Origin of the sequence: Rhodopseudomonas palustris, from assembly GCF_003031265.1 — a bacterium.
Classification (GTDB): Bacteria; Pseudomonadota; Alphaproteobacteria; order Rhizobiales; family Xanthobacteraceae; genus Rhodopseudomonas; species Rhodopseudomonas palustris_H.
Genome location: NZ_CP019966.1, coordinates 1,522,251 through 1,546,993 on the forward strand (window position 1 = coordinate 1,522,251; position 24,743 = coordinate 1,546,993).

General features: G+C 64.6%; 23 protein-coding genes and 1 pseudogene. 8 read left to right on the forward strand and 16 right to left on the reverse strand.

Annotation, left to right across the window (positions count from 1 at the left end; translation table 11 throughout):
* The first annotated feature begins 67 nt into the window (after window positions 1-67).
* The 6 genes from RPPS3_RS07115 to RPPS3_RS07140 all read left to right on the forward strand — a co-directional run bounded on the left by RPPS3_RS07115 (window position 68) and on the right by RPPS3_RS07140 (window position 6,842).
* Window positions 68-1,012, forward strand: coding sequence for a family 2A encapsulin nanocompartment shell protein (locus RPPS3_RS07115; RefSeq protein ID WP_013503751.1), 945 nt, complete (start codon window positions 68-70; stop codon window positions 1,010-1,012).
* Complete coding sequence (locus tag RPPS3_RS07120) at window positions 999-2,978, forward strand: family 2A encapsulin nanocompartment cargo protein cysteine desulfurase (RefSeq protein WP_107343462.1); 1,980 nt, start codon at window positions 999-1,001, stop codon at window positions 2,976-2,978. The genes RPPS3_RS07115 and RPPS3_RS07120 overlap by 14 nt, the downstream gene beginning before the upstream one ends.
* A gap of 159 nt (window positions 2,979-3,137) precedes the next feature.
* The gene (gene epsC / locus RPPS3_RS07125; RefSeq protein ID WP_107343463.1) at window positions 3,138-4,085 is read left to right on the forward strand and encodes a serine O-acetyltransferase EpsC; all 948 of its coding nucleotides are present in this window, start codon (window positions 3,138-3,140) and stop codon (window positions 4,083-4,085) included.
* A 189-nt stretch (window positions 4,086-4,274) separates the two neighbouring features.
* Entirely contained in the window at window positions 4,275-5,381 is a 1,107-nt protein-coding gene (locus RPPS3_RS07130; protein ID WP_107343464.1) for a methionine ABC transporter ATP-binding protein, read from the forward strand.
* Window positions 5,371-6,039 (forward strand): methionine ABC transporter permease, encoded by a 669-nt coding sequence (locus tag RPPS3_RS07135; protein ID WP_107343465.1) that lies wholly within the window; start codon window positions 5,371-5,373, stop codon window positions 6,037-6,039. The genes RPPS3_RS07130 and RPPS3_RS07135 overlap by 11 nt, the downstream gene beginning before the upstream one ends.
* A 29-nt stretch (window positions 6,040-6,068) precedes the next feature.
* Window positions 6,069-6,842: a MetQ/NlpA family ABC transporter substrate-binding protein gene (locus RPPS3_RS07140; protein ID WP_107343466.1), complete on the forward strand. Its 774-nt coding sequence runs from the start codon at window positions 6,069-6,071 to the stop codon at window positions 6,840-6,842.
* A 548-nt stretch (window positions 6,843-7,390) separates the two neighbouring features.
* Here RPPS3_RS07140 and RPPS3_RS07145 read toward each other — a convergent pair.
* The 4 genes from RPPS3_RS07145 to RPPS3_RS24450 all read right to left on the reverse strand — a co-directional run bounded on the left by RPPS3_RS07145 (window position 7,391) and on the right by RPPS3_RS24450 (window position 10,286).
* The gene (locus RPPS3_RS07145) at window positions 7,391-8,728 is read right to left on the reverse strand and encodes a phenylacetate--CoA ligase family protein (RefSeq protein ID WP_107343467.1); all 1,338 of its coding nucleotides are present in this window, start codon (window positions 8,726-8,728) and stop codon (window positions 7,391-7,393) included.
* Between the two features lie 95 nt (window positions 8,729-8,823).
* A complete protein-coding gene (locus RPPS3_RS07150) occupies window positions 8,824-9,609 on the reverse strand; it encodes a MetQ/NlpA family ABC transporter substrate-binding protein (RefSeq protein WP_107343468.1) in 786 nt (261 codons plus the stop codon).
* 251 nt (window positions 9,610-9,860) lie between these two features.
* Window positions 9,861-10,052 (reverse strand): hypothetical protein, encoded by a 192-nt coding sequence (locus RPPS3_RS07155; RefSeq protein WP_012495068.1) that lies wholly within the window; start codon window positions 10,050-10,052, stop codon window positions 9,861-9,863.
* Between the two features lie 72 nt (window positions 10,053-10,124).
* A complete protein-coding gene (locus RPPS3_RS24450; RefSeq protein ID WP_159060654.1) occupies window positions 10,125-10,286 on the reverse strand; it encodes a hypothetical protein in 162 nt (53 codons plus the stop codon).
* Window positions 10,287-10,746: 460 nt separating this feature from the next.
* On the opposite strand from RPPS3_RS24450, the gene RPPS3_RS07160 reads away from it, so the two are divergent.
* The gene (locus RPPS3_RS07160; RefSeq protein ID WP_107343469.1) at window positions 10,747-11,580 is read left to right on the forward strand and encodes an NAD(+)--dinitrogen-reductase ADP-D-ribosyltransferase; all 834 of its coding nucleotides are present in this window, start codon (window positions 10,747-10,749) and stop codon (window positions 11,578-11,580) included.
* A gap of 190 nt (window positions 11,581-11,770) precedes the next feature.
* Here RPPS3_RS07160 and RPPS3_RS07165 read toward each other — a convergent pair whose 3' ends face one another.
* From RPPS3_RS07165 to RPPS3_RS07220, 12 genes are all read right to left on the reverse strand, one after another.
* Complete coding sequence (locus tag RPPS3_RS07165) at window positions 11,771-12,301, reverse strand: pyridoxamine 5'-phosphate oxidase family protein (RefSeq protein ID WP_107343470.1); 531 nt, start codon at window positions 12,299-12,301, stop codon at window positions 11,771-11,773.
* A gap of 57 nt (window positions 12,302-12,358) precedes the next feature.
* On the reverse strand, window positions 12,359-12,949 hold the full coding sequence (locus RPPS3_RS07170; RefSeq protein ID WP_107343471.1) for a gamma-glutamylcyclotransferase family protein: 591 nt from the start codon (window positions 12,947-12,949) through the stop codon (window positions 12,359-12,361).
* Window positions 12,946-13,638 (reverse strand): Fe-only nitrogenase accessory protein AnfO, encoded by a 693-nt coding sequence (gene anfO, locus RPPS3_RS07175; RefSeq protein WP_107346479.1) that lies wholly within the window; start codon window positions 13,636-13,638, stop codon window positions 12,946-12,948. Before anfO ends, RPPS3_RS07170 begins: the two co-directional genes overlap by 4 nt.
* 82 nt (window positions 13,639-13,720) lie before the next feature.
* Window positions 13,721-15,106 carry a Fe-only nitrogenase subunit beta gene (gene anfK / locus RPPS3_RS07180; protein ID WP_107343472.1) on the reverse strand — a complete coding sequence of 462 codons (1,386 nt, stop codon included), beginning with the start codon at window positions 15,104-15,106 and terminating at the stop codon, window positions 13,721-13,723.
* 12 nt (window positions 15,107-15,118) lie between these two features.
* Window positions 15,119-15,559, reverse strand: a complete 441-nt coding sequence (gene anfG / locus RPPS3_RS07185; protein ID WP_107343473.1) for a Fe-only nitrogenase subunit delta — start codon at window positions 15,557-15,559, stop codon at window positions 15,119-15,121.
* 12 nt (window positions 15,560-15,571) lie between these two features.
* Window positions 15,572-17,140 carry a nitrogenase iron-iron protein, alpha chain gene (gene anfD / locus RPPS3_RS07190; RefSeq protein WP_011157000.1) on the reverse strand — a complete coding sequence of 523 codons (1,569 nt, stop codon included), beginning with the start codon at window positions 17,138-17,140 and terminating at the stop codon, window positions 15,572-15,574.
* A gap of 48 nt (window positions 17,141-17,188) precedes the next feature.
* Window positions 17,189-18,016, reverse strand: coding sequence for a nitrogenase iron protein (gene nifH, locus RPPS3_RS07195; RefSeq protein ID WP_107343474.1), 828 nt, complete (start codon window positions 18,014-18,016; stop codon window positions 17,189-17,191).
* Between the two features lie 523 nt (window positions 18,017-18,539).
* Window positions 18,540-20,225 carry a sigma-54 interaction domain-containing protein gene (locus RPPS3_RS07200; RefSeq protein WP_415193329.1) on the reverse strand — a complete coding sequence of 562 codons (1,686 nt, stop codon included), beginning with the start codon at window positions 20,223-20,225 and terminating at the stop codon, window positions 18,540-18,542.
* A 3-nt stretch (window positions 20,226-20,228) separates the two neighbouring features.
* Complete coding sequence (locus RPPS3_RS07205) at window positions 20,229-20,750, reverse strand: hypothetical protein (protein ID WP_349626925.1); 522 nt, start codon at window positions 20,748-20,750, stop codon at window positions 20,229-20,231.
* Between the two features lie 174 nt (window positions 20,751-20,924).
* Window positions 20,925-21,755 carry a molybdenum storage protein subunit alpha gene (locus RPPS3_RS07210; protein ID WP_107343476.1) on the reverse strand — a complete coding sequence of 277 codons (831 nt, stop codon included), beginning with the start codon at window positions 21,753-21,755 and terminating at the stop codon, window positions 20,925-20,927.
* Window positions 21,756-21,764: 9 nt separating this feature from the next.
* Window positions 21,765-22,577 carry a uridine kinase gene (locus RPPS3_RS07215; protein ID WP_107346481.1) on the reverse strand — a complete coding sequence of 271 codons (813 nt, stop codon included), beginning with the start codon at window positions 22,575-22,577 and terminating at the stop codon, window positions 21,765-21,767.
* A 293-nt stretch (window positions 22,578-22,870) separates the two neighbouring features.
* Window positions 22,871-23,686 carry a GntR family transcriptional regulator gene (locus RPPS3_RS07220; RefSeq protein ID WP_107343477.1) on the reverse strand — a complete coding sequence of 272 codons (816 nt, stop codon included), beginning with the start codon at window positions 23,684-23,686 and terminating at the stop codon, window positions 22,871-22,873.
* Window positions 23,687-24,154: 468 nt separating this feature from the next.
* Here RPPS3_RS07220 and RPPS3_RS24885 point away from each other — a divergent pair.
* A pseudogene (locus RPPS3_RS24885) lies at window positions 24,155-24,718 on the forward strand (ABC transporter ATP-binding protein); the annotation flags it as partial.
* Between the last annotated feature and the right edge of the window lie 25 nt (window positions 24,719-24,743).

The window sequence follows — 24,743 nt, forward strand, 5'->3', positions numbered from 1 at the left end:
CCGCGAAGGTGGTCCATTTGAGCGACGCGCCGGCACTTGGGTGCCGCGGCGCCGAGGGTAGTGATTCATGACTGAAGATACCGAAGTCCGCAGGACGCTCGCTGAAGGCGCTGCGCGCCAACTCGCCAACGCGACCAAGACCCGCGCGCAATGGGGCGGCATCTCCCCGCGCTGGCTGGTGCCGCTGTTGCAATGGACGCCGGTCGAGGCTGGTATCTTCCGTCTCAATCGCGTCAAGGAAACGCGCGGCGCGACCGCATCTGCCTCGTTCGATGTCGAATGCAGCCCGCGGCGCGACCGCGATCCGGATCTGCCGGAGACCTTCGTCGACTACGAGGAGCATCCGCGCGAGTACTTCCTCAACGCAGTGACGACCGTGCTGGACGTGCAGACCCGCGTGTCCGACCTCTACAGCCATCCGTTCGATCAGATCCAGGAGCAGCTGCGGCTGCTGATCGAGAAGGTCAAGGAGCGGCAGGAAGGCGAACTGATCAACAACGCCGAATATGGCCTGCTCGCCAACACCGCGCCGTCGCAGCGGATTTCGACCCGGAAGGGCCCCCCGACCCCGGACGATCTCGATGAGCTGATCACCAAGGTCTGGAAGGAGCCGGCATTCTTCCTGGCGCATCCGCGCGCGATCGCTGCGTTCGGTCGCGAGTGCACCCGCCGCGGCGTGCCGCCGCCGACCATCAATATGTTCGGTTCGCCGTTCCTCACCTGGCGCGGGCTGCCGCTGGTGCCGTCCGACAAGGTGCCGTTCGACGAAGCCGGCCGCACCAAGATCCTTCTGCTGCGCACCGGCGAGAAGAAGCAGGGCGTGGTCGGTCTGTTCCAGCCCGGCGTGCCGGGCGAAGTGGCGCCGAGCCTGTCGGTGCGGTTCATGGGCATCAACCGCAAGGCGATCGCCTCGTATCTGATCTCGCTGTACTGCTCGCTGGCGGTGCTGACCGAGGACGCGCTCGGTGTGCTCGATGACGTCGAGGTCGGTACGTATCATGAGTACGCCTGAGCCGACCCTGCCGCATCCGGGCTCGGCGGCACTGCCGCAAGGCGGAGCGCTGCCGCATCCGGCGTCGCTGGAGCAGGCGTCCGCCGCAGCGGTCGGTGCACCGGATGTCGCCTCGATCGCGCGGCTGGCCAACGCGTTTTTCTCGGCGTTGCCGACCGGGGCGGTGCCGGAGCCCGGCGCCGCGCTCGGCTCGGCGCCACTGTTTGCCGCCGAGCCGCTGCACAACGCGATTCCCGGCACGCCGGCGCTATCGCCCTCCTATAAGCCGAACCACAATCCCGGCGCGGCCTCGCCGATCCCCACCGTGGGCGCGGCGCGGCCGTCGGCACCGATCTTCGCGCTCGATCCTAATCTGGCGCCGGAGCCGACCACGGCGGTTGGCTCGTTGCCGCAGGAGCTGAAGGTGCCGCTCGCGGCTCCGCCTGTGGCGCCGCCGCCTCCGTCTGCACCAGCGGTGCAGCCTGTGTTTGCGCGTGACACTGATCTGGCCGCGCTACCCGGCCGGCTCGACGAATCCCGCAGCTTCGTGCCGCGCACTGCATTGCCGAGCGCGGGGCCATTCGGTGCCGACGCCGCGGCGACGGCAGCGCCGTTGTACTTTCTTGCGGACAATCCGGCCCTGGCCCATGCGACGCCGGCATCAGCAGCGCCGCCCCGTGTCGATACCTTCGACCTCACCGGATTGGCTCCGCAGCATCGCCCCGACGTGCACGTGCTCGATCTGTCCGGCGCAAGGCCGTTCGACGCCAACGTCTTCAAGCGTGATTTCCCGATCCTGCGCGAGACCGTCAACGGTCGGCCGCTGGTGTGGCTCGACAACGGCGCCACGACGCAGAAGCCACAATGCGTGATTGATCGGCTGGTGCAGTTCTACACGCACGAGAATTCCAACATCCATCGTGCCGCCCACACGCTGGCGGCGCGTTCGACCGATGCCTATGAGGCAGCCCGCGACAAGGTGCGTGGCTTCATCAATGCGCCGTCGGTGAAGGACATCGTGTTCGTGCGCGGCGCCACCGAGGCGATCAACCTCGTGGCGCAGGCCTGGAGCCGCCGCAATGTCGGCGAAGGCGACGAGATCGTGGTGTCGCATCTCGAGCACCACGCCAACATCGTGCCGTGGCAGCAGCTCGCGGCCGAGAAGGGCGCGCGCTTGCGCGTTGCGCCAGTCGACGATCACGGCCAGATCCTGCTCGACGAATACGAGAAGCTGCTCGGGCCGAAGACCAAGATCGTCGCGTTCACGCAAGTCTCCAACGCGCTCGGCACGGTCACCCCGGTCGCTGAGATGACCGCGCTGGCGCATCGCCACGGCGCCAAGGTGCTGGTCGACGGTGCTCAGGGCGTCTGCCACATGCCGGTCGACGTCCAGGCGCTGGATGTCGACTTCTACGCCTTCTCCGGTCACAAGATGTTCGCGCCGACCGGGATCGGCGTGCTGTACGGCAAGGCCGATGTCCTCGAAGCGATGCCACCGTGGCAGGGCGGCGGCAACATGATCGCCGACGTCACTTTCGAGAAGACGATCTTCCAGGGGCCGCCGGATCGGTTCGAAGCCGGCACCGGCAATATCGCCGATGCGGTCGGTCTTGGCGCGGCGATCGATTACTTGACCCGCATTGGCATGGCCAACATTGCGGCGCACGAGCATGAGCTGCTTGCCTATGGCACCGAGCACCTGCTGACGGTGCCGGGCCTCAAGCTGATCGGCACTGCGCGCGAGAAGGCCGGCATCCTGTCGTTCGTGCTCGATGGCTGCCGCAGCGAGGATGTCGGAAAGGCGCTCGATCGCGAAGGCATCGCAGTGCGCGCCGGCCATCATTGCGCCCAGCCGATCCTGCGCCGGTTCGGGCTGGAAAGCACGGTGCGGCCGTCGCTCGCCCTCTATAACACCCATGACGACATCGACGCACTGGTCGACGCGTTGCGCCGACTGCAGAGCGGGCGGGGCGTGCGCGGGAACTGATGGGAAGATGTCGCGTCTGAGGATGTCGTCATTGCGAGGAGCGAAGCGACGAAGCAATCCAGCTTCGTGCACTGAGCTGGATTGCTTCGCCTTCGGCTCGCAATGACGGGGAGAGATTGTCACTGAACGCTGTAAGGCCAACTCACCGGAGCCGCCTGCATGTCGCAATCCGCCGAGCCCCGTGTCGTCACTGAGCCAGCATGGGACCTCGGCGAGATCGTCGCCGAACTCGCAGGGCTCCGCGCCATCTCTCAGCGGCGGCGCTATCGCAGCCGGTCGCTGCCGGAATTGCCGTCGCGCGAAGCGGTGGCCGGCATCGTCGATGCCTTGGTGGCGGCGCTTTATCCGCGTCACTTCGGGCCGGCGGGGCTGTCGGAAGACAGTCTCGACATCTATGTTGCCGACACCATCGAGCAGGCGCTGCGCCGGCTGCGCCGCGAGGTCGGGCGCGAATTGCGCCTTGCCGATCTCGACGGCGCCGCCACGCCCGGCGAGATCGAACAGCAGGCGCTGACCATCGCGGCGGAGTTCGCCCACGATCTGCCGCGGATCCGGGCGCTGCTCGACAGCGATATTCGCGCTGCGTTCGATGGCGATCCGGCAGCGAAGAGCCTGGACGAAGTCGTGTTCTGCTATCCGGGTGTTGCCGCGATGATCCGGCATCGCATCGCACACCGGCTCTACGTGCTCGGCGTGCCCATGCTGGCCCGGATCGTCGCGGAGATCGCCCATGCGCAGACCGGCATCGACATCCATCCCGGCGCGACCATCGGCGAGAGCTTCTTCATCGATCACGGCACCGGCGTGGTGATCGGAGAGACTGCGCGGATCGGCAAGCGGGTGCGCCTATATCAAGCCGTGACGCTCGGCGCCAAGCGGTTCGAGACCGATGAGCACGGCCGCATCGTCAAGGGTGGCGACCGTCATCCGATCATCGAGGACGAGGTCGTGATCTATGCCGGCGCCACTGTGCTCGGGCGGGTGACGATCGGGCAGGGCTCACAGGTTGGCGGCGGCGTCTGGCTGACGCGCGACGTGCCGCCGAACAGCGTCATCACCCAGGCCAAGGCGCGGTATGACGCCTTCGAGGACGGTGGCGGTATCTGAGGCCGCGTGCCTGCGAAAGAATTTTCTCTCGTTTGGTGCTTTCGGGTCAGATCTTGGTCGCGATTTACTGTCAGCGCGACCGACGCGTTGTTTTTATTCTCCAGGCATTGCGATGCGGGAGGCCGGCCGGTAGTCGATAGGGAACGCCGCCACGCGGGCGGCCACCTGGAATCGATGAACGAGCCCATTATGAATGCTCCCTGGCAACCGCCCGCGGGAGAGCGCCCCGCCTTTGTATCGTCGCAGCCGACGACCGGTATTCTGATCGACCGTGTCCGCAAGGTGTACCCGGCGCGGAAGAGCAGCGCCGAAGTGGTCGCCCTCGACGACATCAGCCTGACCGTGCCGAAAGGCTCGATCCTCGGCGTGATCGGCCGCAGCGGTGCCGGCAAGTCGACGCTGATCCGGCTGATCAACGGCCTCGACAAGCCGTCGAGCGGTCGCGTCGTCGTCAACGGCGTCGAAATCACCGCGCTGTCCGAACGCGATCTGCGCACCGCGCGGCGCTCGATCGGCATGGTGTTCCAGCACTTCAATCTGCTGTCGTCGCGCACCGCGTTCGGCAACGTCGCGCTGCCGCTCGAGATCGCCGGCACGCCCAAAGCCGAGATCGAAAAGCGCGTGCTGCCGCTCTTGGACATGGTCGGGCTCGCCGACAAGCGTGATCGCTATCCGGCGGAGCTGTCCGGCGGTCAGAAGCAGCGCGTCGGCATTGCCCGGGCACTCGCGACCGAACCTTCGGTGCTGCTGTCGGACGAAGCCACCTCGGCGCTCGATCCGGAAACCACCGATCAGATCCTCGAGTTGTTGAAGCAGATCAATCGCGATCTGCATCTCACCATCCTGTTCATCACCCACGAGATGGCTGTGGTGAAAGCGCTGGCCGACCGCGTCGCGGTGATCGAAGGCGGCCGCATCGTCGAGGACGGCGCAACCTTCGATGTGTTCGCCACCCCGCGCCATGAGGTGACGCGGCGGTTTGTCTCGTCGGTGACCGGCAGCGGCGCGCCGGACTGGCTCTTGGAAAAGCTGCAGCCGCAGCAGCCGCCGGGCGGCCAGGCGGTGCTGCGCATCACCTTCAAGGGCAGCGACGCCAACCAGCCGCTGCTGTCGCGGGTGTCGCGCGATCTCGGCGTCAATCTCAACATTCTCTCGGGTCAGGTCGAGATGATCGCCGGCCATCCGTTCGGCACGCTGATCGTGTCGCTCGACGCTGGTCCCGACGTGCTGCGCCAGGTGATCGCGCAACTGTCGGCGGGCAACAATCTGGTGGAGCAGCTCGGCTATGTCGCCTGAACTCATTCGCATGATTGCGTCGTCGACGCTCGACACCCTCTATATGGTCGGCTTGGCGGGGCTGTTTGGCACGCTGATCGGTCTGCCGCTCGGTATCTTCCTCGCCACCTCTCAGGCCGGCGAGCTGTTTGCCGCCCCGATCGCCAATCGCCTGATCGGCGTCGTCGTCAACGCGACGCGCTCGACGCCGTTCATCATCCTGGTGGTGGCGATCGTGCCGCTGACCCGGCTGATCGCCGGCACCTCGATCGGCACCGCAGCGGCGACCGTGCCGCTGACGATCGCTGCGATTCCATTCATCGCTCGTGTGATCGAAGCGGCGATCCGCGAGGTCGATCACGGCCTGATCGAAGCCGCGCGTGCGTTCGGCGCCAGCCCGCTGCAGATCGTCCGCAAGGTGCTGCTGCCCGAAGCGATGCCGGCGGTGACGATGGCGTTGACGCTCACCATCGTCAGCCTGCTCGGCTATTCGGCGATGGTCGGTGCCGTCGGCGGTGGCGGCCTCGGCGACCTCGGCATTCGCTACGGCTATCAGCGCTTCATGCCGGAGGTGATGCTGACCGTGGTGCTGGTGCTGATCGCGCTGGTGCAGGGCGTGCAGACACTTGGCGACACGCTGGCGCGCAAGCTCGATAAGCGCCGCATCCGCCGTCACTGATTTTCGCTGTTCAGACCAGGAGTATTCGAATGCGCCGTCTTGCCGTCTCCCTGATCGCGCTGGCTTTCGCCGGCGCTGCCCATGCCGAAACCATCCGTGTCGGCGTCACCGCCGGCCCGCATGCCGAGATCATCGACGTGGTCAAGAAGGTCGCCGCCGAGCGCGGCCTCGACATCAAGCCTGTCGAGTTCACCGACTACGTGGTGCCGAACCAAGCGCTGGCGCAGAAGGAACTCGAGGCCAATTCGTTTCAGCACGAGCCCTATCTGAAGGCGCAGGTCGCCAAGACCGGCTGGAAGATCGTCAAGGTCGCCAACACCATCGCGTCGCCGCAGGGCGTGTACTCGGTCAAGGTCAAGACGCTCGCCGATCTCAAGCAGGGCGCAACCGTGGCGATCGCCAACGATCCGTCCAACGGCGCGCGCGGCCTGCAGATCCTGGCGCTGCATGGCTTGATCAAGCTGAAGGAGGGCGTCGGCGCCACCGCGACGGTCGCCGACATCATCGACAATCCGAAGAAGCTGAAATTCGTCGAACTCGACGCCGCGCAGCTGCCGCGCTCGTTGCAGGACGTCGATCTGGTCTCGATCAACAACAACTACGCGGTGCAGGCCGGTCTCGATCCGTCCAAGGACGCGCTCGCCCGTGAGAACGTCGAAGGCCCCTGGGTCAATATCATCGCGGTGCGCGAAGAGGATAAGGACAAGCCCTGGGTCAAGCAGCTGATCGACGCCTATCACTCCGACCCGGTCAAGCAGTTCGTCGAAACCCGCTTCAAGGGCACGTATATCCCGGCGTGGTGAGGACGCGCCGCGCTCTGCGGCTACTCCTGACAGATGCGTCATCGCCGGGCTTGACCCGGCGATCCATCAGTCTTTGCAAGATGCGCGCTACGCGCGCGATGGATCCGCGGGTCAAGCCCGCGGATGACGTTGTATTCGCGGTAACGCCTCAACTTCAATCAACCTGGCCAAACAACTACGCCGCCTCGATCGTAGAACGTAGCCCGGATGGAGCGCAGCGCAATCCGGGTCCTTTAATAACGCCGTGCTTAACGGCAGGCGCCGCCCCGCATTTCGCTTCGCTCCATGCGGGCTACTGGACTGGGATACTGGGTCGCCCGCTTTCGCGGGCGATGACGGCAGGGGTCGGCATGCGCGCCTGCTTCGCTGGTTAATCACGTCCTCTCCCCCTCATTGCGAGCGCAGCGAAGCAATCCATAAAGTCTCGTGTACGGAGCTGGATTGCTTCGTCGGCTTCGCCCCTCGCAATGACGGTGCGGAGAGGCGCGGCGGAACGCTGACGCTCCGCCGCCCGGCCTAAGTCGTCCGCCTGTCCTCAGTCCTTTTCCTCAGCTCCACACCCCGCTGCGCCGGTCCTCGACCCGCTTGGCCTTGTGCGTGGCCCGCGGCAGGGTGTCGGGCTTCAGCACCGAGACCGCGGCCGAGACGCCGGTGATGGCCTTGAGCTTGCGTTCGAACCGGTCGGCGAGCGTCTGAGTCTCGCCGTTGTAGCCGTGGATGTGCTCAACCTCGACGGTGAGGCGGTCGAGGTGATTGATCCGGTCGACTACCAGCCGATATTCGCCGGTCAGCTCATGATCCTGCCGCGCGACGGCTTCGACGTCGCTGGGGAACAGGTTGACGCCTTTGATGATCAGCATGTCGTCGCGCCGGCCATGCACGCCGTTGAGCCGGATCGCGGTGCGGCCGCAGCGGCACGGCTCCGGATTGAAGCTGACGATGTCGCCGGTGCGGAAACGGATCATCGGCCGCGCCGTTTTCTGCAGCGTGGTCAGCACCATTTCGCCGCGGTCTCCCGGCTTCACCGGCTCACCGCTGTCGGGATCAATCACTTCGACCAGGATGTGGTCTTCGGCCCAGTGCAGCCCTTCCTTCTGCTCGCACATCCCGGCGCAAGAGCCGAAGATGTCGGACAGGCCGTAATAGTCGTACACCGACGCACCCCACAGCTGCTCGATGCGGCCCCGGGTCTCGGGGATCGAGCCGCCGGGCTCGCCAGCGACAAAGATTCGGCGGACAGCCAGATCCTTGCGGAGATCGTAGCCTTCTTTGATCGCGGTCTCGCCGAGGTACCAGGCGTAAGACGGTGTGGTCCAGATCACCGTGGCCTGGAACTGGCGAAGGATCTGCAGCAGCCGGTCGGACGGAATGGTGCCAGCGTGGATCGTCAGCGCGCCGAGCTTCTGCGCGCCGAGCACGCACGGACCGCCGATGAACAGCGAGAAGTTCAGCGAGTGCACGTAGCGATCGCTCGGCCGCATTCCGGACGACCAGAACTGGCGCGCCTCATAGTCGATCCAGCCGTCGAAGTCGGACTGCGTGAACGGCGAGGCGGTCGGCACGCCGGTCGAGCCGGACGACGCGGAGATATAGACGATGTCACGCTCCGGCACTGCGACGAGATCGCCGAACGGCGGCACTGCGATTTGGCGGTCACGCAGCGTGCGCTTGTCGATGAACGGAAAGCGGCGGATATCGTCGAGCGATTTGATTTGGCCCGGCGAAACCTTCGCGGCGTCGAACGCGGCGCGATAGGCCGGCGAGCCCGCATAGGCATGGGCGACGTGCTTTTGCAGCAGCGACAGTTTCAGCGCGTCCCAGTCGGCGCGCGATTGGGTTTCGAGCTTGGCGTCCCAATACGGCCGCTCGTCGGAAGTCGTGGTCATGTGCAGTGTTCCTGAATGCCGACGACCGGCCGCAGGGCGGCCGGTCGCGTTGTCGATGATAGAAATGGCGTGGATCGTCGTCTCGGCAGCCGGTCTCACCAGGTAGTGAGAATGGTGCCGTTGAAGCGCTTTTCGGTGAAGGCCTTCACCTCTGGTGAGCGATAGATCTCGACGAACTTCTTCAGTGTGGCGTTGTCCTTGTTCTTGGCGCGGACCGCGAACACCAGGTTCCAGTTGGTGTCGGCGCCCTCGAGCAGCAGCGCACTCTTCGGATCGAGGCCGGCGCTCAGCGCGTAGTTGAGATTGACCGCCGAGAAATCGAGGTCGTTCAGCGAGCGCGGCAGCTGTGCGGCGTCGAGTTCGACGATCTTCAGATGCTTGGGGTTCTCGGCGATGTCGGCGATCGTCGCCTTGATGCCGATGCCCGGCTTCAGCTTGATCAGCCCGGCCTTCTCGAACAGCTGCAGCGCACGGGCGCCGTTGGAAGGATCGTTCGGGATCGCGGCGCGGGCGCCGTCCTTGATGTCGGTCAGCGTCTTGACCTTGTTCGAATAGATCCCGATCGGCACGATGATGCTCTTGGCGATCGAGACGATGTCGTAGCCGCGCTGCGCCACCTGGTTGTCGAGATAGGGCTGGTGTTGGAAGTTGTTGATGTCGAGATCGTCCTGCGCCAGCGCCGCATTCGGCACAGTGTAGTCGGTGAATTCGGTGATCTTCACCTCGATGCCCTGCTTGGCGGCGAGGTCGCCGGCGTAGCGCAGGATCTCGGCGTACGGACCGGCGGTGGTGCCGATCCGGACCACCTCGGTGCTGAAGGCCGGGGCCGCGGCGGTGAGCGCGGCGAAAGCGGCCGCGGCGAAAACGAGTTTACGAACCATGGGAATTGAACCTCGATACGTGACCATCTTGGTGGTCGTGGTTTGCGGGGAAACTATCGGCCGCCCGATCCGGCGGCCATTTCGAAATCCGCAGCGGAGCGAGATCGGCATTTCCCGATCCTGCGCTGCCGCAGAAGATTCGTGTCGTGGGCGCGGCTCATGGTGCCAGCCGCGCCTCCGCGACGATCACGTCGCGAAAGCGGCTTTGGCGGCCCGTTCTGGATAGGGGTGAGAAACGCCGCCGCTCCGGGCTATTGCAGCCGCGGACGGCCTTCCTTCCAGCAGCGGGTCGCGGCCTTCTGGGCGGCGACCAGCGAACCGAACGACCGGCGCTCCAGACTGTTGAAGTCGTGATGCGCGGCGAAGAAGCAGAACTTGCGTCCGTCCCGGACGACGATGCCGGCGGTGCGGGCTTGAACTTCGATAACGTAAGCGTCGGACATGACTCTCCCACTGGCAAAGCCAGCGCCTTCTGAATCTCTGATGATGTCGGTGGTGTCGAAACGGTGTCGGCGTCAGCCGAGATTCATTCGACAGCTACAACAGAGGCCGGAACGGGAGAGTGCGCGTCCCGACGAGATCACGCCGCGCAAGGCCGAGACGGCCGTGATGAGCGCAAGCGGAGAACCGAATTGCGGTGCAGTTAAGTTACCAATGGCCGAGATGTTGGCGTTCATGAGCCGATCTCCGTCAACAAAGGAGCCCACGAGCCGTGTCGTGGCGCTTTAGCGATTAAACCCGCGGCGCAAGCTGCTCCGTCAAATCCCGCGATCCGAGCTCACGAAGAACGTCGGACGAGCCAACTCTGCCAAACGCCGGTGTGAAGTCAACGTGCGCCGAAAAATAAGATCGATTTGGCGCGGGATCGCGCGAATGAGAAAACGCCGCGGTTTGCGCGATCCGATGAAGAGAACTTTCTGCTGCGGCGCACGCACCCGCGAACCGGCTCGAAACAGGCACTCTGTTCGCGACTCTCTGTTGAGTACGGAAATGATGGCTCGCTTGAAGAGGTATCATTCAGGATAAGTTGCGAGTCACTCGTGATCAGAGCCGCAGCCCCCCTCCGACAGGTGGGCTTGATGAGGGACCGATGTCCCGATCAAATGCAGCGTCGGCACTCCGGTCTCGCAGCCCCGCATGGACGAACCTATCCCTTCTCCTCCGGTGAGCGAGGATCCTGAACGTTGGTACTGCACCAATATGGTGGGCGTGCCGGTCGGGCTGATCGGCTCGACGGCGTTCAATCGCTGCCTGCGGCGGATCACCATCCATGGCACGCGTGAGACCCATCCCGGCCTGTTCCGCCTATTGGCGGCTTGCGAGTATCCGGCGACGGCCGCCGAAGTGTTTGAGCACTACATGGAGCTTGAGTTCGGCCTCGCGCCGGGAGCGCAGCAGCCCGGCTCAGCGCGGCATCCGACCAGCTATCTCGATCTGCTACGCGGCTGGGGCGTCGAGTCCGATTGCCCGAAGGCGGCGGTACTGAAGGGCTGGGTCGAGAGCCGGTTCGGTCTGGTGCCGACCTTTCACAAGCAGCGGCTCGGACTATTTCCGTCGGCGGCGTGGGCGACCTATCTGCAGGAGAAGACCGACGTCCGCTTTCACAACAACTGCATCTTCCAGCAATTCGATTTGCTCTACGAGTACTGCCAATGGAGCATCCGCCGCTTCAAGACACCGGGCCCGCGTTTCGTGCGGTTGTGGCGCGGCACCAATGATGTCGAGCAGCAGCTGGTCGAGGGCGATGCAAGGCAGCGGCTATGCACGGTTCGGCTGAACAATCTGGTGTCGTTCAGCGACTCCAAAGAACGCGCCGAGGAGTTCGGCGACTGGGTGCTGGAGACCGAGGTGCCGACGGTGAAGCTGCTGTTCTTTCCCGGCCTTCTGCAGCGCCAGGTGCTCGGCTATGAAGGCGAGTTCCTGGTGATCGGGGGCAACTACAAGGTGCGCGCGTATCACGGGTGGTTTTGAGGGACGTTGTCCAGGATATCGCAGCGGTTCGCCGAAGGCCTTTCAACGCGTCATTCCGGGGCGCTCGCGTCAGCGAGCGAACCCGGAATCTTGTCGTTCGAGGCACCAGCGGGCTTTCGAGCACCTCGGGATTCCGGGTTCGCGGCCTTTCGGCCGCGCCCCGGAATGACGGCGTGGGGAGCGGGCCCCGCTAATCCGTCTCGCCGGGCTGCTCGGGACGGGGCTCGCCGAAGCCGTAGGCTTTGCCCTTGATGCTGTCGATGTCGATCCGGATCACCTTGGTGATGCCGAGCTTTTCCGCCGGGTAGTCGAACTTGCGGTCGGTGAAGCGGCTGACGATCAGGTCGAGCGCCCGGGTCTTCTCGGTGACGTCGTCGACGAAGCTGGCGCGGCCGAAGCCGATCACGGTACGGTGCTTGGCTTCGAAATCACAGGCCGCCTCGGCGGTCACAACGCCGTTCTCGGTCGTCACTTCGAAGCAGACGCGGTTGTTGGTCTTGAGGATCTCGATCTTGGTGCCGGCGCTGGCGGAATGGACATACAGCGCCTTGCCGTCGAAGCCGTAGAACACCGGCACGAGAAACGGCACGTTGTCCCGCGCCAGCGCCAGATGCAGCACCTTGTCGCTCGCCAGGATGGCATCGATCTCGGCGCGGTCGGTGATTTCGCGGCTTCGCCGCCGCATCGGTCGGGACAACAGGTCGGAGGCGGGGTCGGTCATTCCAAGTCTCCTAATGGCGCGGTGCTCCGGCTTGGCCGGGACCGCTGGATCGCATTGTCAGCAGGCGCAGGACAGCTTCGAGGCGAGTGCCTTGATGTCGGTGTTCATCTTCGGAACCGGATAGCGCGGCTGCACCGCAGGGCAGGCTTCGAGCGCTGCGATTGCATGCGGCGGCAGGCCTCGGGCGCGTGCGCCGGCGAGAATGAAGTCGAGATAGTCGCGGCTTGCCGGCTGTTGCGGCCCCATTTCAGTCTTGCGGTGAAACAGCGCGTCGAGCGTCTGGCCGTGTTCATCGATCACTTCGACCGGGTAGTGGAAATACGATCCGCCGCCGTCGAGCTTGACGCCCTGCCAAGCATCGAAGCGGTCGAGCTCGGTGGCTGACAGCTCATAGAGCACGCCCCACACCTCCGCGCCGGGCTCATCCACCAGGGTTTCGAGGCCGCTGTCCCAGATCTCCGAATGGCCGTGGAAGCCGAGCCGGTAGTCGGGCAGCCGGGCGATCGCGCGGATCTTCGGCTGGCACAGCCGCACCATGATGTGCTCGGGGTTCAGCGTCGCCCCATAGGCGAACAGCAGCGTGGTCGGACGGCGGGCCGGCTTGGCGCGCGGCGCGGTCGGGAGCGGCGTGGTGATCGTCGGGGTCATGTCGCCTCAGCCTGTTGTTTCGGGGTGATGGTGGCGGCGACGCCGAGGCCTGGCAGCTCCATGATCTCGGCATCCATGTTGAGCGCGCGCATGGCACGGGAGAACCAGCGCGGAATGTGGTCGCAGACGAGATCGAGCTGACGGAATGGCGTGCCGGTGAGGAACGGGATCAGAATGTCCCAGGAATTCAGCCCGGGATCGTCCTGCAGCAGCCGCACCAGATCGAGCCGGAAGTGACCGCTGTCGTCATCGCCGACCAGCACTGGCTTGATGTCGTCGAGATCATTGCCTGCGCCGTCCTGGTGATGGCGCCGTCGGCGTGAGCGCCGCTCGGCTCTGGCGGCCTTCACACTCTGCTGCGCGCGCTCGTTCTCTTTGCGGGCGATGGTCTCGAGCTGGGTGAACAGCGGGCCGTGCGACTGCCAGGTCTGCACGCCCAGCTCCTGCAGCAGCGAATTGACGACGCCGCGCACGCTCCTGGAGAGAAACAGCCGGCAATCTTCCAGCTCGGGGACCATCGCGGCGAGCGATGCGTGAATCTCGGCCAGCCCATCGTCCGGCCGCACCGCGAAGCGGATCGTCTTGCGGACCTTCCAGACTTCGCCCTGCTGCTCGAACAGCAAGATCACGCCCTTGTCCGAGACCTTGGCGACTTCGCCCTCGGCGTTGACGTAAGCTGCGATCTTCATCGGTTGTCTCGCGGCCGTCAGGAGAAAGAAGAGTCCGGCGACGGACATGGCAAACCGTCGCCGGACCAGATCATGACCGTGATCACCACACGTTCAGGATCCATTCGCGGTTCTTCTTGACCTCCATGTCGTTGAACAGCGTGTTGGCCATCTGTTCAGCGAGCCAGGTCGCGCCGGCGTAGCCGACGACGGGGTAGCGATACAGGCCGGCGCGGTCATAGGTCGGGAAGCCGACCCGCAGCATCGGGATGTTGTAGTCGATCGCGACGAACCGCCCCTTGGAATGGCCGAGGATCAGGTCGAGTTCGAGCCCGTTCTTGATCCGGTCTTCGAGTTCGAACAGGTCGGCGTTGGTGATGATCTCCATCGGATAGTCGACGTTGTCCTTGAGCGCCGCGATCCGCGGGTCGGTGGCGTAGCCGGCATGCTCGTCGCCGAGCAGCAGCAGTACCGGCTTCATTTCGAGGTCGAGGCAGTATTCGGCGAGGCCGAGCACCAGATCCGGATTGCCGTAGATCGCCACCTTCTTATCGGCCAGGAACATGTGGGCGAGGTCGGTGATGGCGTCGAGCGCGATGCCGCGTTCCTTGACCAGCGATTCCGGGATCGGCTTGCCGGTCATCTCCTTGACGTTGCGCAGGAAGGTGTCGGTGTTGCGGATCCCGATCGGAGTCGGGCCGATCACCGCCGGCACGTCCCAGCGGGTCTGCAGCCAGGTGGCGGCGAGGCCGCCTTCGTAACGATTGAGCGCGATGGTGCCTTGCGCGTCCGCGGTCGCGGTCAGGTCCGCAATCGTGGTCGAGCCGTGCGATACCGCGCTCTTGTCCGGCATCAGCGGACTATCGAAGCTCTCGATTTCGAACAGCACGTTGGCCTCGACCTGCATCTCGGCCAAGAGATGCTTGAGCTCCTTGACGTCGCCCGGATTGACCCAGCCGGTGATCAAATTGATCTTCAGGCTCGGCTTGTCCTTCTTGGAGAAGTGCTTGACGAAGTCGCGCACCGCGACGTCGTAGCCGGTCACCATGCTGCCGACGAAGCTCGGGCAGTGGATCGGGATCAGATGGACCTCGCGATCTGGATATTTCACGTCGAGCAGCTCTTCCTGGAGCTTGGTGACGACGCCGTCGACGTCGTCGCCGATCACCTCGGTCGAGCAAGTGGTGATGATCGGCACCACCTTGACGTGGGGATAGCGCATCAGCAGCACGTCGACCGCTTCCTCGACGCGGTCCAGCGCGCCGAACACCGCGCCGTCCTCGTGCACCGACGAGGAGGCGATTTCGAAGCTCTCCTTCAGGTGCTGGGAGATCAGCAGGCGGACGAACATCACGCAGCCCTGGCCGCCGTGGACGATGCCGATGCAGTCCTTGATGCCGATCGACGCGTATTGCGCGCCGGCCGGCTGGCAGGTGAAGATCGGATTGATGGTGCCGATCCGGTCCTTCGGCTTGAATTGACAGTTCATGGCGGGATCCAATCAGTAGTGCTGGTCGGTGAGCTCTTCGTTGAGCGAGCCGGTGACGGTGAGATAGTCGACGCGGGCGTGCAGCTCTTTCATCAGCGCCTTGATGTCGTCCTTGGACATCGTGGCGAGCCACGGACAGGTGGCCTGATAGGCGCGCTGCAGCGTCACCGAATCGACCCAGTAGCAGCGGTCTTCCGGCGTCTCCGGCGTGAATGGCTCGCCGGCGAGCAGCTTGGCGGCGATACCGAGGATGCCCTCGTTCTGCCGTTTGCGGTCCCAGGCCCGCGAGTGAAACTGCCAGAGGCAGTTCTTCATGATCCAGTCGACCATCTGGTCGACGCGGGCCTTGGTGACGTCGTCGAGAGCTTCATAGGCCGCGAGCGAGGCGGCCGCTGCGGCGGCGTCGGCGGGGAACGGATGTTCCGAGGCGACTTTGTAGGTGATCTTGGTCATGGGGCTCTCGTCTCACTCGGCCGCTTCGGCTTTGACGATCGGGGTGAAGTAGGGCGCGTTCTTCTTGCGCAGGTCGGAGATGATGTCGTCCTTGCCGGTGTAGCGCCGCAGAGTCTCCGACTTGGCGATCTCCTCCGGCAGCTTGGCGTCCGACAGCATCCGCTGCGTGACGAAGCCGCGATCGGCCGGGATCTCGTCCTTGCTGATGTCGAGCCCGGAGAGCTGGTGCATCGGCGAGTAGATGCCGTTGTAGATGTCGCGGGCGAACCGCACCCAGCCTTCGAAGCCCTTGTACGGGCCGTTGTGATAGGCGTGGGCGTTGAGGTAGGGGACGCGGACCTTCTTGGCGACTTCGCCGGGGCGCTTGCCGGTGAAGATGATGTCCGGCTGCAGCTTCTCCAGCGCCTCGAGGCCTTCGAGTTCGTTGGGATCGTCGATCGCCAGCGCATCCTCGCCGCAGCGCGCGATGCCCTTCTCCATGTCGCCCTGGTGACCGAACTTGGTGTAGACCGAGACGACCTTGACGCCCATCTCCTCTTCGATGGCGTGGGCCCAGTGCCACAGCTTGGAGCCGCCCGGCCACAGGCAGACCTTCTTGCCCTTCAGCCGTTCCTTGTACCAGTCGAGTTCCGGCTTCCAGCGCGCGGTCTCTTCGGCGATGATCGCTTCGGCGCGGTCTTCGATGCCGAAGAACATGCCGATCTTGCGCAGCGACTGCGACAGCGGCTCGAATCCGAAGCCGTCGATGTCGAGCCGCGGAATGCCGTAGCGGACGCGCAGCTCGTTGCAGATGTACTCGGCGGAGCGGGCGCATTCGAGCACGTTGAGATGCGCGCGGTGCATCGCCCGCAGGCCGTCATAGGTGCCGTTGCCGGTGAACGTCGACAACACCTGGATGCCCATCCGGGTGAAATAGTCGAGCATCACCTCCTGGTCGCCCTGGATGTTGTATTCGCCGACATAGTTGATGACGTAATCCGAAGTGATCTCCGGCTCGACGGTGCCGACCTTGTCGTTGATCCAGGCGATGTTGATCTTGTGGTGGCCGCCGGACTGGCTCGGGCCGCCGAAGCCGGGCGAGTTGCAGGTGAAGATGTCGACGTCCGGCATCTCCTCCATCACCTCGGCGGCGACCGCGTTGATGTCGTCGCCGATCAGCGCGGTGGCGCAGGTCTGGTAGATCGTCATCCGCTTGATGTCGGGGCAGGCCTTGAACGCCTCGATGATGTTCTGCTTCAAAAGGCCCTCAGCACCGAACACGATGTGCTTCTCGCGGACGTCGGTGGCGAAAGTGTATTTGAGCTGGAAGTTGTTGTTGTCGGAGATGTAGCGCTTGGTCTGCCAGGTGTCGTAGGTGCAGCCGACGGGGCCGTGACTCATGTGAATCACGTCCTTCATCGGCGTGCCGATCACGTGCTTAGCGCCGCAATAGGCACAGCCGCGCTCGGAGATCGATCCCGGGATGGTGTTGAGATAGCCGAGCGGCAGTGCGGTCGCCAGATTGTCGCCCGCGCCCTTGGTGACGGCGTGCTTCTGACGTTCGGGGAGACATTTCGAACAGTCGAACTCGTGATATGGCATCTTGTTGTCCTCGTGCGGGAAGTACGCCGTCAGGCGCGGGTGCGCAGGTCAGTCCATCAGGCCGTATTTCACGACCATCTTTTCGAGTTCATCCATCGTCAGCGGCTTCGGGATCACGAAGTCCTTGTTGTCGATGATGGCGGCGCCGAGCTGCTTGTATTCGAGCGCCTGATCGGCGGCGGGATCGAACTCGGTGACGGTCTTCTTGTTGAACTCGGCCTTCTGCACGATGTTGTCGCGCGGCACGAAGTGGATCATCTTGGTGCCGATCGCCGCGGTGAACTCCTCGAGGAATTCGCGCTCGCCGTCGACCTTGCGGCTGTTACAGATGATGCCGCCGAGCCGCACGCCGCTCTGCTTGGCGTATTTGACGAGGCCCTTGCAGATGTTGTTGGCGGCGTAGATCGCCATCATCTCGCCCGAGGCGACGACGTAGACTTCCTGCGCCTTGCCGTCGCGGATCGGCATCGCGAAGCCGCCGCACACCACGTCGCCCAGCACGTCGAAAAAGATGAAGTCGAGATCGTCGGTGTAGGCCTTGTTAGCTTCCATCAGGTCGATTGCTGTGATGACGCCGCGGCCGGCACAGCCGACGCCCGGCTCGGGACCGCCGGATTCGACGCAGCGGATGTCCTTGAAGCCGCTCTTCACGACGTTGTTCAGCGTCACCTTCTCGGCGCCGAGCGTGCGCAGCGTGTCCATCACGGTGTCCTGCGGCTTGCCGCCGAGGATCAGGCGGGTCGAGTCCGCCTTGGGGTCGCAACCGTGAATGAAGATGTTCTTGTCGTGATAGTAAGCGAGCGCCGCCGCCGTGTTCTGAGTGGTCGTCGATTTGCCGATGCCACCCTTGCCGTAGATCGCCACCTTGCGGGTCATGGTCCGAAGCTCCTGCGATGAATTGACGGGACGATGAGTGATCCATCGCCTCGCCATCCTTAAGAGCAACGGACGTGCCAACGCGTGCGCATCGCGCAGTGCTGAATCGGAAGTACGCGAAGTGGCAAAAGCGCGTGAGACCCGAGCGAGAAGGATGCTAAGCGTTCGCATGCGTCGACGATGACGTGAGGTCGCGGCGCGATGACGGACCGTAGCGAGCGCCGTAGAATCCGGTACTTCGGCCGCGGCGGCGGCGAGCCGGTGAGTGGAGGAGAAGGATCGATCTCTGGTCGCGTCGCGCGCTTGCTGCGGGAATGTTCTGGATGCGTAAATTCCGATAGAGGCGTGACGCACGGGGTAACTTCCTGCTCCTTTGTGCCGGGCGCGGCAAAAGTTACGTCAAGCGTAGATTTCAGGGACAAGAGTTACCCGGCGGTGGATTGCGCGGGACCCCCTCACCAACGCAAAACGGCGGCTCGTGAGAGCCGCCGTCAGAGTCTTCAACGCGTAGGGTGAGAGGCCATCAGTTCCTTGGTCGCAGCCCTGCGGTTCGGAACGTCTTGTAGGTGAGGCCGTGCCGGTCCATCCGCAGGCCGAGCATTCGCCGCGTCAGGCCGAGCGCGGTGGCGGCCTGGCCGACATTGCCGTTGGAGGCTTTCAGCGCCTCGACGATCATCTCGTATTCGACTGCGGTGACGCGGTCTTCCAGCGTGCCGCTGAAGCCGGTGCCGGTCTCGGTCGGCGTCTGCAGCGACGGCGGCAGGTCGTAGCCGTGGATAACGCCTTCCTCGGCCAGGATCACCGAGCGTTCGATCACGTTCTCAAGCTCGCGCACGTTGCCGGGCCAGTGATAGCTCATCAGCATGTTGATCGCAGGCGTGGAGATCCGTTTGATCGGCTTGCCGATTTCGGCCGAATAGGTGGTGACGAAGTGGTCCGCGAGGGTGATCACGTCGGAGCCGCGGTCGCGCAGCGGCGGGATCGTGATCGGAAATACGTTGAGGCGATAGAACAGGTCCTCGCGGAAAGTGCCCTCAGCGACCATCTCGGCGAGGTTCCGATTGGTGGCGGCGATGATGCGGACGTCGACCTTGACCGGCTTGGCGCCGCCGACCCGCTCGAACGTCCGTTCCTGCAGCACGCGCAGCAGCTTGGCCTGCGTCGGCAGGCTGAGTTCGCCGACTTCGTCGAGAAAAATCGTGCCGCCCGAGGCTTGTTCGAAATAGCCCTTGTGAGTCGCCACTGCACTGGTGAAGGCGCCGCGCTCGTGGCCGAACAGTTCGCTTTCGGCGAGCGCCTCCGGCAGCGCCGCGCAGTTCGCCTTGATGAAGGGACCGTCGCAGACCGGGCTGTTGTAATGCAGGGCGCTCGCCACCAGCTCCTTGCCGACGCCGCTTTCGCCCAGCAGCAGCACGGTGGCCTTGGTCGAGGCCACCTTGTGCACCATAGCGTAAACTTCCTGCATCGGTTTGGAATTGCCGATGATGTTGGCCGGACGGAAGCGCTGCTTCAGCTCGCTTTTCAGGCGCCGGTTCTCGGTCTCCAGCCGCACCTTGTCGACATTTTCGATCAGATACAGCTCGACCGCCGGCGCGATCAGAGAGGCGACCATCGCCAGCAGTTCAGCGTCCTGCTTCAGAAGCCGCTGATTCATATAGACTCGCTCGGCGCAGATGGTGCCGACCACCTTTTGGGCGAGTACGATCGGCACGCAGAAGAACGCCAGCTTGTCCTGCTTGCGGCCCTTGTTGTGGGCGCGGGTGCGATCGAGGAAATCGGGGCTGTCGATCACGCGCGGGATGATGATGGGCTTGCCGGTCTCGACCACCTTGCCGGTGATGCCTTCGCCTGGCGCATAGATGCCGCGGCCGCGCTCTTCCTCGGTCAGTCCGAAACTGTCGTGGATGAAGATCGCGTCGGAGTGGCGGTCGTACAGCATCATCACGCCGCGCTGCATCCGCATCTGCTGGCGCATGCCGTCGAGAATGATCGACACCAGCGTCGCGAGGTCGGCGTTCTGCGTCAGCACCTGATTGATACGAAACAGGATTTGCAACACGTTCACCCGGCATTCGCCGGTGAAGCAGTGTGTGAATTCGTCGACGAAGCCTTCGGGCTCGTTGCCGAGGTCGAGCGTCGTCAGGCGCTTTGCGCGCTCGGGCTGCACCGGATCGGCGGGGACGCGGCGTTGGTTTTGGGCCATCGGCATCGCTCACTCCACCGGCAGGATCGCCAGAGCGATCGTTTCGGAACTGACGCCGCTGAGTTGCAGCAGCAACTCGCCTGCGCCGAACTCGTAGCGCACCAACTTGCGCACGCCCTCGCAATCGGCGGCGCCGCTAAAGCCGCTGGGCTTCAGTGTGCGGTCCGCTTGCACGGCGTCGATCCACGCGGCCGCCGGCAGCGCCACCGTATAGGGGCCGGCCTTGCCGACCTGCTTGATGCGGATGAAGCCGGCGAAACGCTCCGGCGCCGAGCCGCGTTCGGGCGGCTTCGGCAGAGAAGCTTCGGCCGCCGGCTTCAACGCCAGCACGATCGCGCGCGTCGGCAGCGCGTCTAATGTCTGACCGGACGTGAGTTGCGTTTTGTCGGGCGCGGTCAGGCTGGCGCGCTCCTGATCGATCGGCCATTTGAACGCCGCGCAGCCGCTCGGCTCCGCGGCGCCGGCCGTGATGGTGGAAATTCCGAGAAGGATCAAAATGATCGCGGCCCGCCGGGCGCGTGCGATCGACATCATGCAGGCTCCAACCTTCGACCCGCAGAAAATGCGGTCGAGTTGCAGATGGTTGGAACCCTCGTTCCTGACGACGGTGGGCGCTTACGGCGCGGCACCGTCATCAGGATAGCAAAAGCGGCGAGAGATGGAAGCGTGCTGCATCAAAAGCTGCGCGCCTCCGTGTCGCAACGGTCAGGCCGGCTGCGCGCCGGTCCTGATCAAGGTGCCGACATGCTGGCCGCGCAGCGCCGCGGTGAGCTTGCCGGGCTTCAGGCCGTTGACGACCTGCACCCGCTCGATGTGGCGCGCATTGGCCATCACGTCGAACAGCGCGCGGTCGAGCGGCAGGGTTCCGTCGTGCTTAGCGAGATCGGCATAGCTGGTCTCGGCGATCAGCTTGGCCTTGTCGCCGCCGGGTGCGTTCGGATCGGCGCTGTAAATGCCGTCGACGTCCTCGACGATGGTCAGGCCGGCGGCACCGAGCGCATCCGCCAGCAGGAAGGCGCCGACGTCGCAGCGATGCGGCGGCAGGCGCGCGCCGGGGAATTCGTGGTTGTGGTAGGGCGGGAAGGCGCTCGCCACCACCGCACGCGCCGCGCTGAGATGGATCGCGAGCTGGTTCGCCACCGTCGGCTTCTCGACGTAGGATACGCCTTCCGGCGCCAGCATGGTCGCAAGGATGTGGCCATTCTGTCCGGCCTCGCTGGCCGCCAGCGGCGCGAGCGAACCGACCGGCAGGCCGAGATCGAGCGCGACGCTGTAGAGATGCCGGGCGCGGACGCCGGCGCCGGTCAGGATCAGCAGGCGATGCTCGGGCAGCAGCGCGCGCAGTTCGTCGACGATCGGCAGGATCGCTTCGGCGCCGCGGTCCATGATCGAGCGACCGCCGATCTTCACGACCTGCAGCCAGGGCAGGATGCGGATCGGCTTCTTGCCGGCGACCGGGCGGGTGAGATTGCTGTCGAGCAGCGTCTGGCGCGCGAGCGGCGAGGCGACGTGCTTGATGTGGTTGGTATCAGCCATGGTCGATCCTCAGTTCGCGGTGATGATGGTGCCGACGTGCTCGCCGGCGAGCGCGCGCGTCAGATTGCCCGGCACCAGGCCGTTGACGACCTGAACCTCGCGCACGTGGCGTGCGGACTTCAGCAGGTCGAGCACGGGGAATTCGAGGATCGAATCGTGCAGACCCTTGGCCTTCATCTCGTCGACCGAGATCTTCGGAATGAAGGTGGCGTTCTTCGAGGTCTTCGGGTTCTCGGTGTAAAGGCCGTTCTCGTCCTTCACGTAGATCATCGCCTTGCAGCCGAACTGCTCGGCCATCAGGTAACAGCCGGCGTCGGTGCGATACGGCGGAATCACGCCGTCGGCGGAGGGGCGCATCCACAGGCCGTAGGGCGGCATGCCCGAGAACACGACGGCATTTACTTCCTTGAGATACAGCGGCACCGCCGACAGCCCGGCATCGCCGACCGACGAGATGCCGTGCTTGGCGAGCAGTTGCCCGAGCATTTCGGCGTTCTGGCTGGCGACCGAAGCGCCGAGCTGTGACAGCACGCCGGCCGGCAGGTTCAGGCCCGCCGCGATCGAATACAGGTGCCGCGCGCGCGTGCCGGCGCCGGTGCCGATCAGCAGCTTGTGGTCCTTGCGCGCCGAGACGATCTCCTCGACCAGCGGATAGACCGCAGCACGGCCGCGGTCGATCACGCTTTGGCCGCCGATCTTGATCACGGTGGCGTCGGGCAGGATCCGATAATCCGCGGCAGCTTCGGTGGCGGCCAGAAGCTCGGGATCGGACATCGATCGCTGCATCAGCAGCGCTTCGAGCTCCGCAGGGGTGTGGGCCATGAAAGATTCCTTGTGCATAGGCAGGTCAAACGCTGCCGGGGCGGCGTCAGAGAGGGATTCGCGCTGGCGTTTATGGGAGGCAGGGGCCTCGGCCGTCTGGCAGCAGGGCACCGCAAACCGAAACAGTTGCGGTAGCTGGCTCCTTGGTGGAACCCGCCAAATGTGTCGCTAACGGATCTGTCCGTCAATTAGAAATAGTAGCTATTAATGAGTAAATTCAAGGCGTTATGTGGCTGTCGGTGACGACGCTGCCAGCTTTGCGAAGCGTCATTTGGCGTACAGATGGGCTGCCGTCAGGGCTGAGCGACTGGACGTCCCGAAGAGCGGGCCGAACGTTCTGCAATACCGGCGCTCTCGGCAGCCGCAATCCCGCTGAAGTCGATCGCTTCGCCGCGCATCCGCGATAGCGTCGCAAGCGCCCGGTCGCGGTCGCCCTCGAGCAGCTCGCGATAGTGCGTCTCGGCCGCATTCGGGCGGCGCTGACGGATCGCCCGCAGCGTCGAGGCCATCAGGTCGGCACTCTGCCGGCGGATCTTGCGGGTCTGATAGTCGAGCGGTGATTTCCAGATCGTCGTCCACACCGTCTGGTTGGCGAGGTCGGCGAGGAGTTCGACCAGCAGTTCGTTGCCGGAGCCGCGCGCGATGGTGCGCACCGCGCGCGTCGTGGTGCGGGCGAAGCTGAGCGGATCGTCGATCTCGACGCCTGCATTCAGCTCATCAACACGCCGCGCCAAAGTATCAACGAAGCTCTCGATCGGCGAGGTGGCCATCGTTCGCACCGCCAGCATCGACAGCGCGGTACGGACGTTGAACAGATCGGCGACGGATTTCAGCGACAGCGGTTTGACGTAAGCGCCGCGGCGCGGATTGAGCTCGACCAGACGGCGTCGTTCGAGAATGCGGATCGCTTCGCGGATCGGGCCACGGCTGACGCCGAAGTCACGCGCGAGGTCGAGCTCGACCAGACGTTCGCCCGCCTTACGACGCCCGGACACGATGTCGGCGCCAAGCTCCTCGGCGATCTGATCCGGCAGCGTGCGCAGAGAGAACCGCCCCACCGGTGCGGCCTCATCGTCGCCAGCGGCCCTGCGATAGGTTGTCGCTGCCATGTTGTCTCCTCGGCTCCCCGCGGCGGTTCGCGTGCTGGTTCTCATTCGTAGCGTGACAGTCGATTGTTGACAATCGACAACCGGTGCCCTTTGATGGCCTCGCCGTCGCCGGACAGATACCGGCGCCAAAGCCGGACAGGCGACGGACCGCATGCGCACGCTGCGGATCAAGGGAGGTAGATGGCGATGACGTTCGCGCAGATGCGAACCCGCACCCGAAATGTCGGGGCGAAGGTGCGCTTACTATCCGCAGCGCCGCAGCACGCCTCCGAGTTCAAGCAAATCGCTTCGGCTATTGCTGTAGCTGCTTGCGGCCTTGTGAGCTGACGTGTCGTGATGTCGGCCAGTCAAACCATTGCGCTGGATCGTGCAGCCGTGCCTGGCAATGCCGGAGCGCCGCTGCTTTCGGTGCGCGATCTGTCGCTGTCGTTCGCGACCGCCGGCGGCTCGCTGCCGATCACGCGCAACGTCGGCTTCTCGATCGCGCCCGGCGAGCGCGTCGGACTGGTCGGTGAGAGCGGTTGCGGCAAGACGGTGACCGGGCTGTCGCTGCTGCGATTGCTGCCGGCGCACAACGCGCAGGTACGCGGCGAGATCGTGTTCGACGGCGTCGATCTGCTGAAGCTGTCGCCGCGGCGAATGCGGGCGGTGCGCGGCCGCGATATCGCGATGATCTTCCAGGAGCCGATGAGCGCGCTCGATCCGGTGTTCACCGTCGGCGATCAGATCAGCGAGGCCTATCGGGTGCATTTTCCGGTGAGCCGCGCCGAGGGGCGCGACCGCGCCATCGAGGCACTGCGCGAAGTCGGCATTCCGGCGCCGGAGCGGCGCTGCGACGAGTATCCGCATCAGCTCTCCGGCGGCATGCGGCAGCGCGTGATGATCGCGATGGCGCTGATCTGCAAGCCGAAGCTTCTGATCGCCGATGAGCCTACGACGGCGCTTGATGTCACCGTGCAGGCGCAGATCACCGACCTGTTGCGGTCGCTGAGTGAGCGTACCGGCACCGCACTGATCTTCATCACCCATGATCTCGGCGTCGTCGCCGAAACCTGCA

Bases quoted from the DNA above. Each gene is read 5' to 3' on its own strand.
- RPPS3_RS07115 (WP_013503751.1), top strand. From the start codon at position 68: ATGACTGAAGATACCGAAGTCCGCAGGACGCTCGCTGAAGGCGCTGCG.
- RPPS3_RS07120 (WP_107343462.1), top strand. From the start codon at position 999: ATGAGTACGCCTGAGCCGACCCTGCCGCATCCGGGCTCGGCGGCACTG.
- epsC (WP_107343463.1), top strand. From the start codon at position 3,138: ATGTCGCAATCCGCCGAGCCCCGTGTCGTCACTGAGCCAGCATGGGAC.
- RPPS3_RS07130 (WP_107343464.1), top strand. From the start codon at position 4,275: ATGAATGCTCCCTGGCAACCGCCCGCGGGAGAGCGCCCCGCCTTTGTA.
- RPPS3_RS07135 (WP_107343465.1), top strand. From the start codon at position 5,371: ATGTCGCCTGAACTCATTCGCATGATTGCGTCGTCGACGCTCGACACC.
- RPPS3_RS07140 (WP_107343466.1), top strand. From the start codon at position 6,069: ATGCGCCGTCTTGCCGTCTCCCTGATCGCGCTGGCTTTCGCCGGCGCT.
- RPPS3_RS07145 (WP_107343467.1), bottom strand. From the start codon at position 8,728: ATGACCACGACTTCCGACGAGCGGCCGTATTGGGACGCCAAGCTCGAA.
- RPPS3_RS07150 (WP_107343468.1), bottom strand. From the start codon at position 9,609: ATGGTTCGTAAACTCGTTTTCGCCGCGGCCGCTTTCGCCGCGCTCACC.
- RPPS3_RS07155 (WP_012495068.1), bottom strand. From the start codon at position 10,052: ATGTCCGACGCTTACGTTATCGAAGTTCAAGCCCGCACCGCCGGCATC.
- RPPS3_RS24450 (WP_159060654.1), bottom strand. From the start codon at position 10,286: ATGAACGCCAACATCTCGGCCATTGGTAACTTAACTGCACCGCAATTC.
- RPPS3_RS07160 (WP_107343469.1), top strand. From the start codon at position 10,747: ATGGACGAACCTATCCCTTCTCCTCCGGTGAGCGAGGATCCTGAACGT.
- RPPS3_RS07165 (WP_107343470.1), bottom strand. From the start codon at position 12,301: ATGACCGACCCCGCCTCCGACCTGTTGTCCCGACCGATGCGGCGGCGA.
- RPPS3_RS07170 (WP_107343471.1), bottom strand. From the start codon at position 12,949: ATGACCCCGACGATCACCACGCCGCTCCCGACCGCGCCGCGCGCCAAG.
- anfO (WP_107346479.1), bottom strand. From the start codon at position 13,638: ATGAAGATCGCAGCTTACGTCAACGCCGAGGGCGAAGTCGCCAAGGTC.
- anfK (WP_107343472.1), bottom strand. From the start codon at position 15,106: ATGAACTGTCAATTCAAGCCGAAGGACCGGATCGGCACCATCAATCCG.
- anfG (WP_107343473.1), bottom strand. From the start codon at position 15,559: ATGACCAAGATCACCTACAAAGTCGCCTCGGAACATCCGTTCCCCGCC.
- anfD (WP_011157000.1), bottom strand. From the start codon at position 17,140: ATGCCATATCACGAGTTCGACTGTTCGAAATGTCTCCCCGAACGTCAG.
- nifH (WP_107343474.1), bottom strand. From the start codon at position 18,016: ATGACCCGCAAGGTGGCGATCTACGGCAAGGGTGGCATCGGCAAATCG.
- RPPS3_RS07200 (WP_415193329.1), bottom strand. From the start codon at position 20,225: ATGCCGATGGCCCAAAACCAACGCCGCGTCCCCGCCGATCCGGTGCAG.
- RPPS3_RS07205 (WP_349626925.1), bottom strand. From the start codon at position 20,750: ATGTCGATCGCACGCGCCCGGCGGGCCGCGATCATTTTGATCCTTCTC.
- RPPS3_RS07210 (WP_107343476.1), bottom strand. From the start codon at position 21,755: ATGGCTGATACCAACCACATCAAGCACGTCGCCTCGCCGCTCGCGCGC.
- RPPS3_RS07215 (WP_107346481.1), bottom strand. From the start codon at position 22,577: ATGGCCCACACCCCTGCGGAGCTCGAAGCGCTGCTGATGCAGCGATCG.
- RPPS3_RS07220 (WP_107343477.1), bottom strand. From the start codon at position 23,686: ATGGCAGCGACAACCTATCGCAGGGCCGCTGGCGACGATGAGGCCGCA.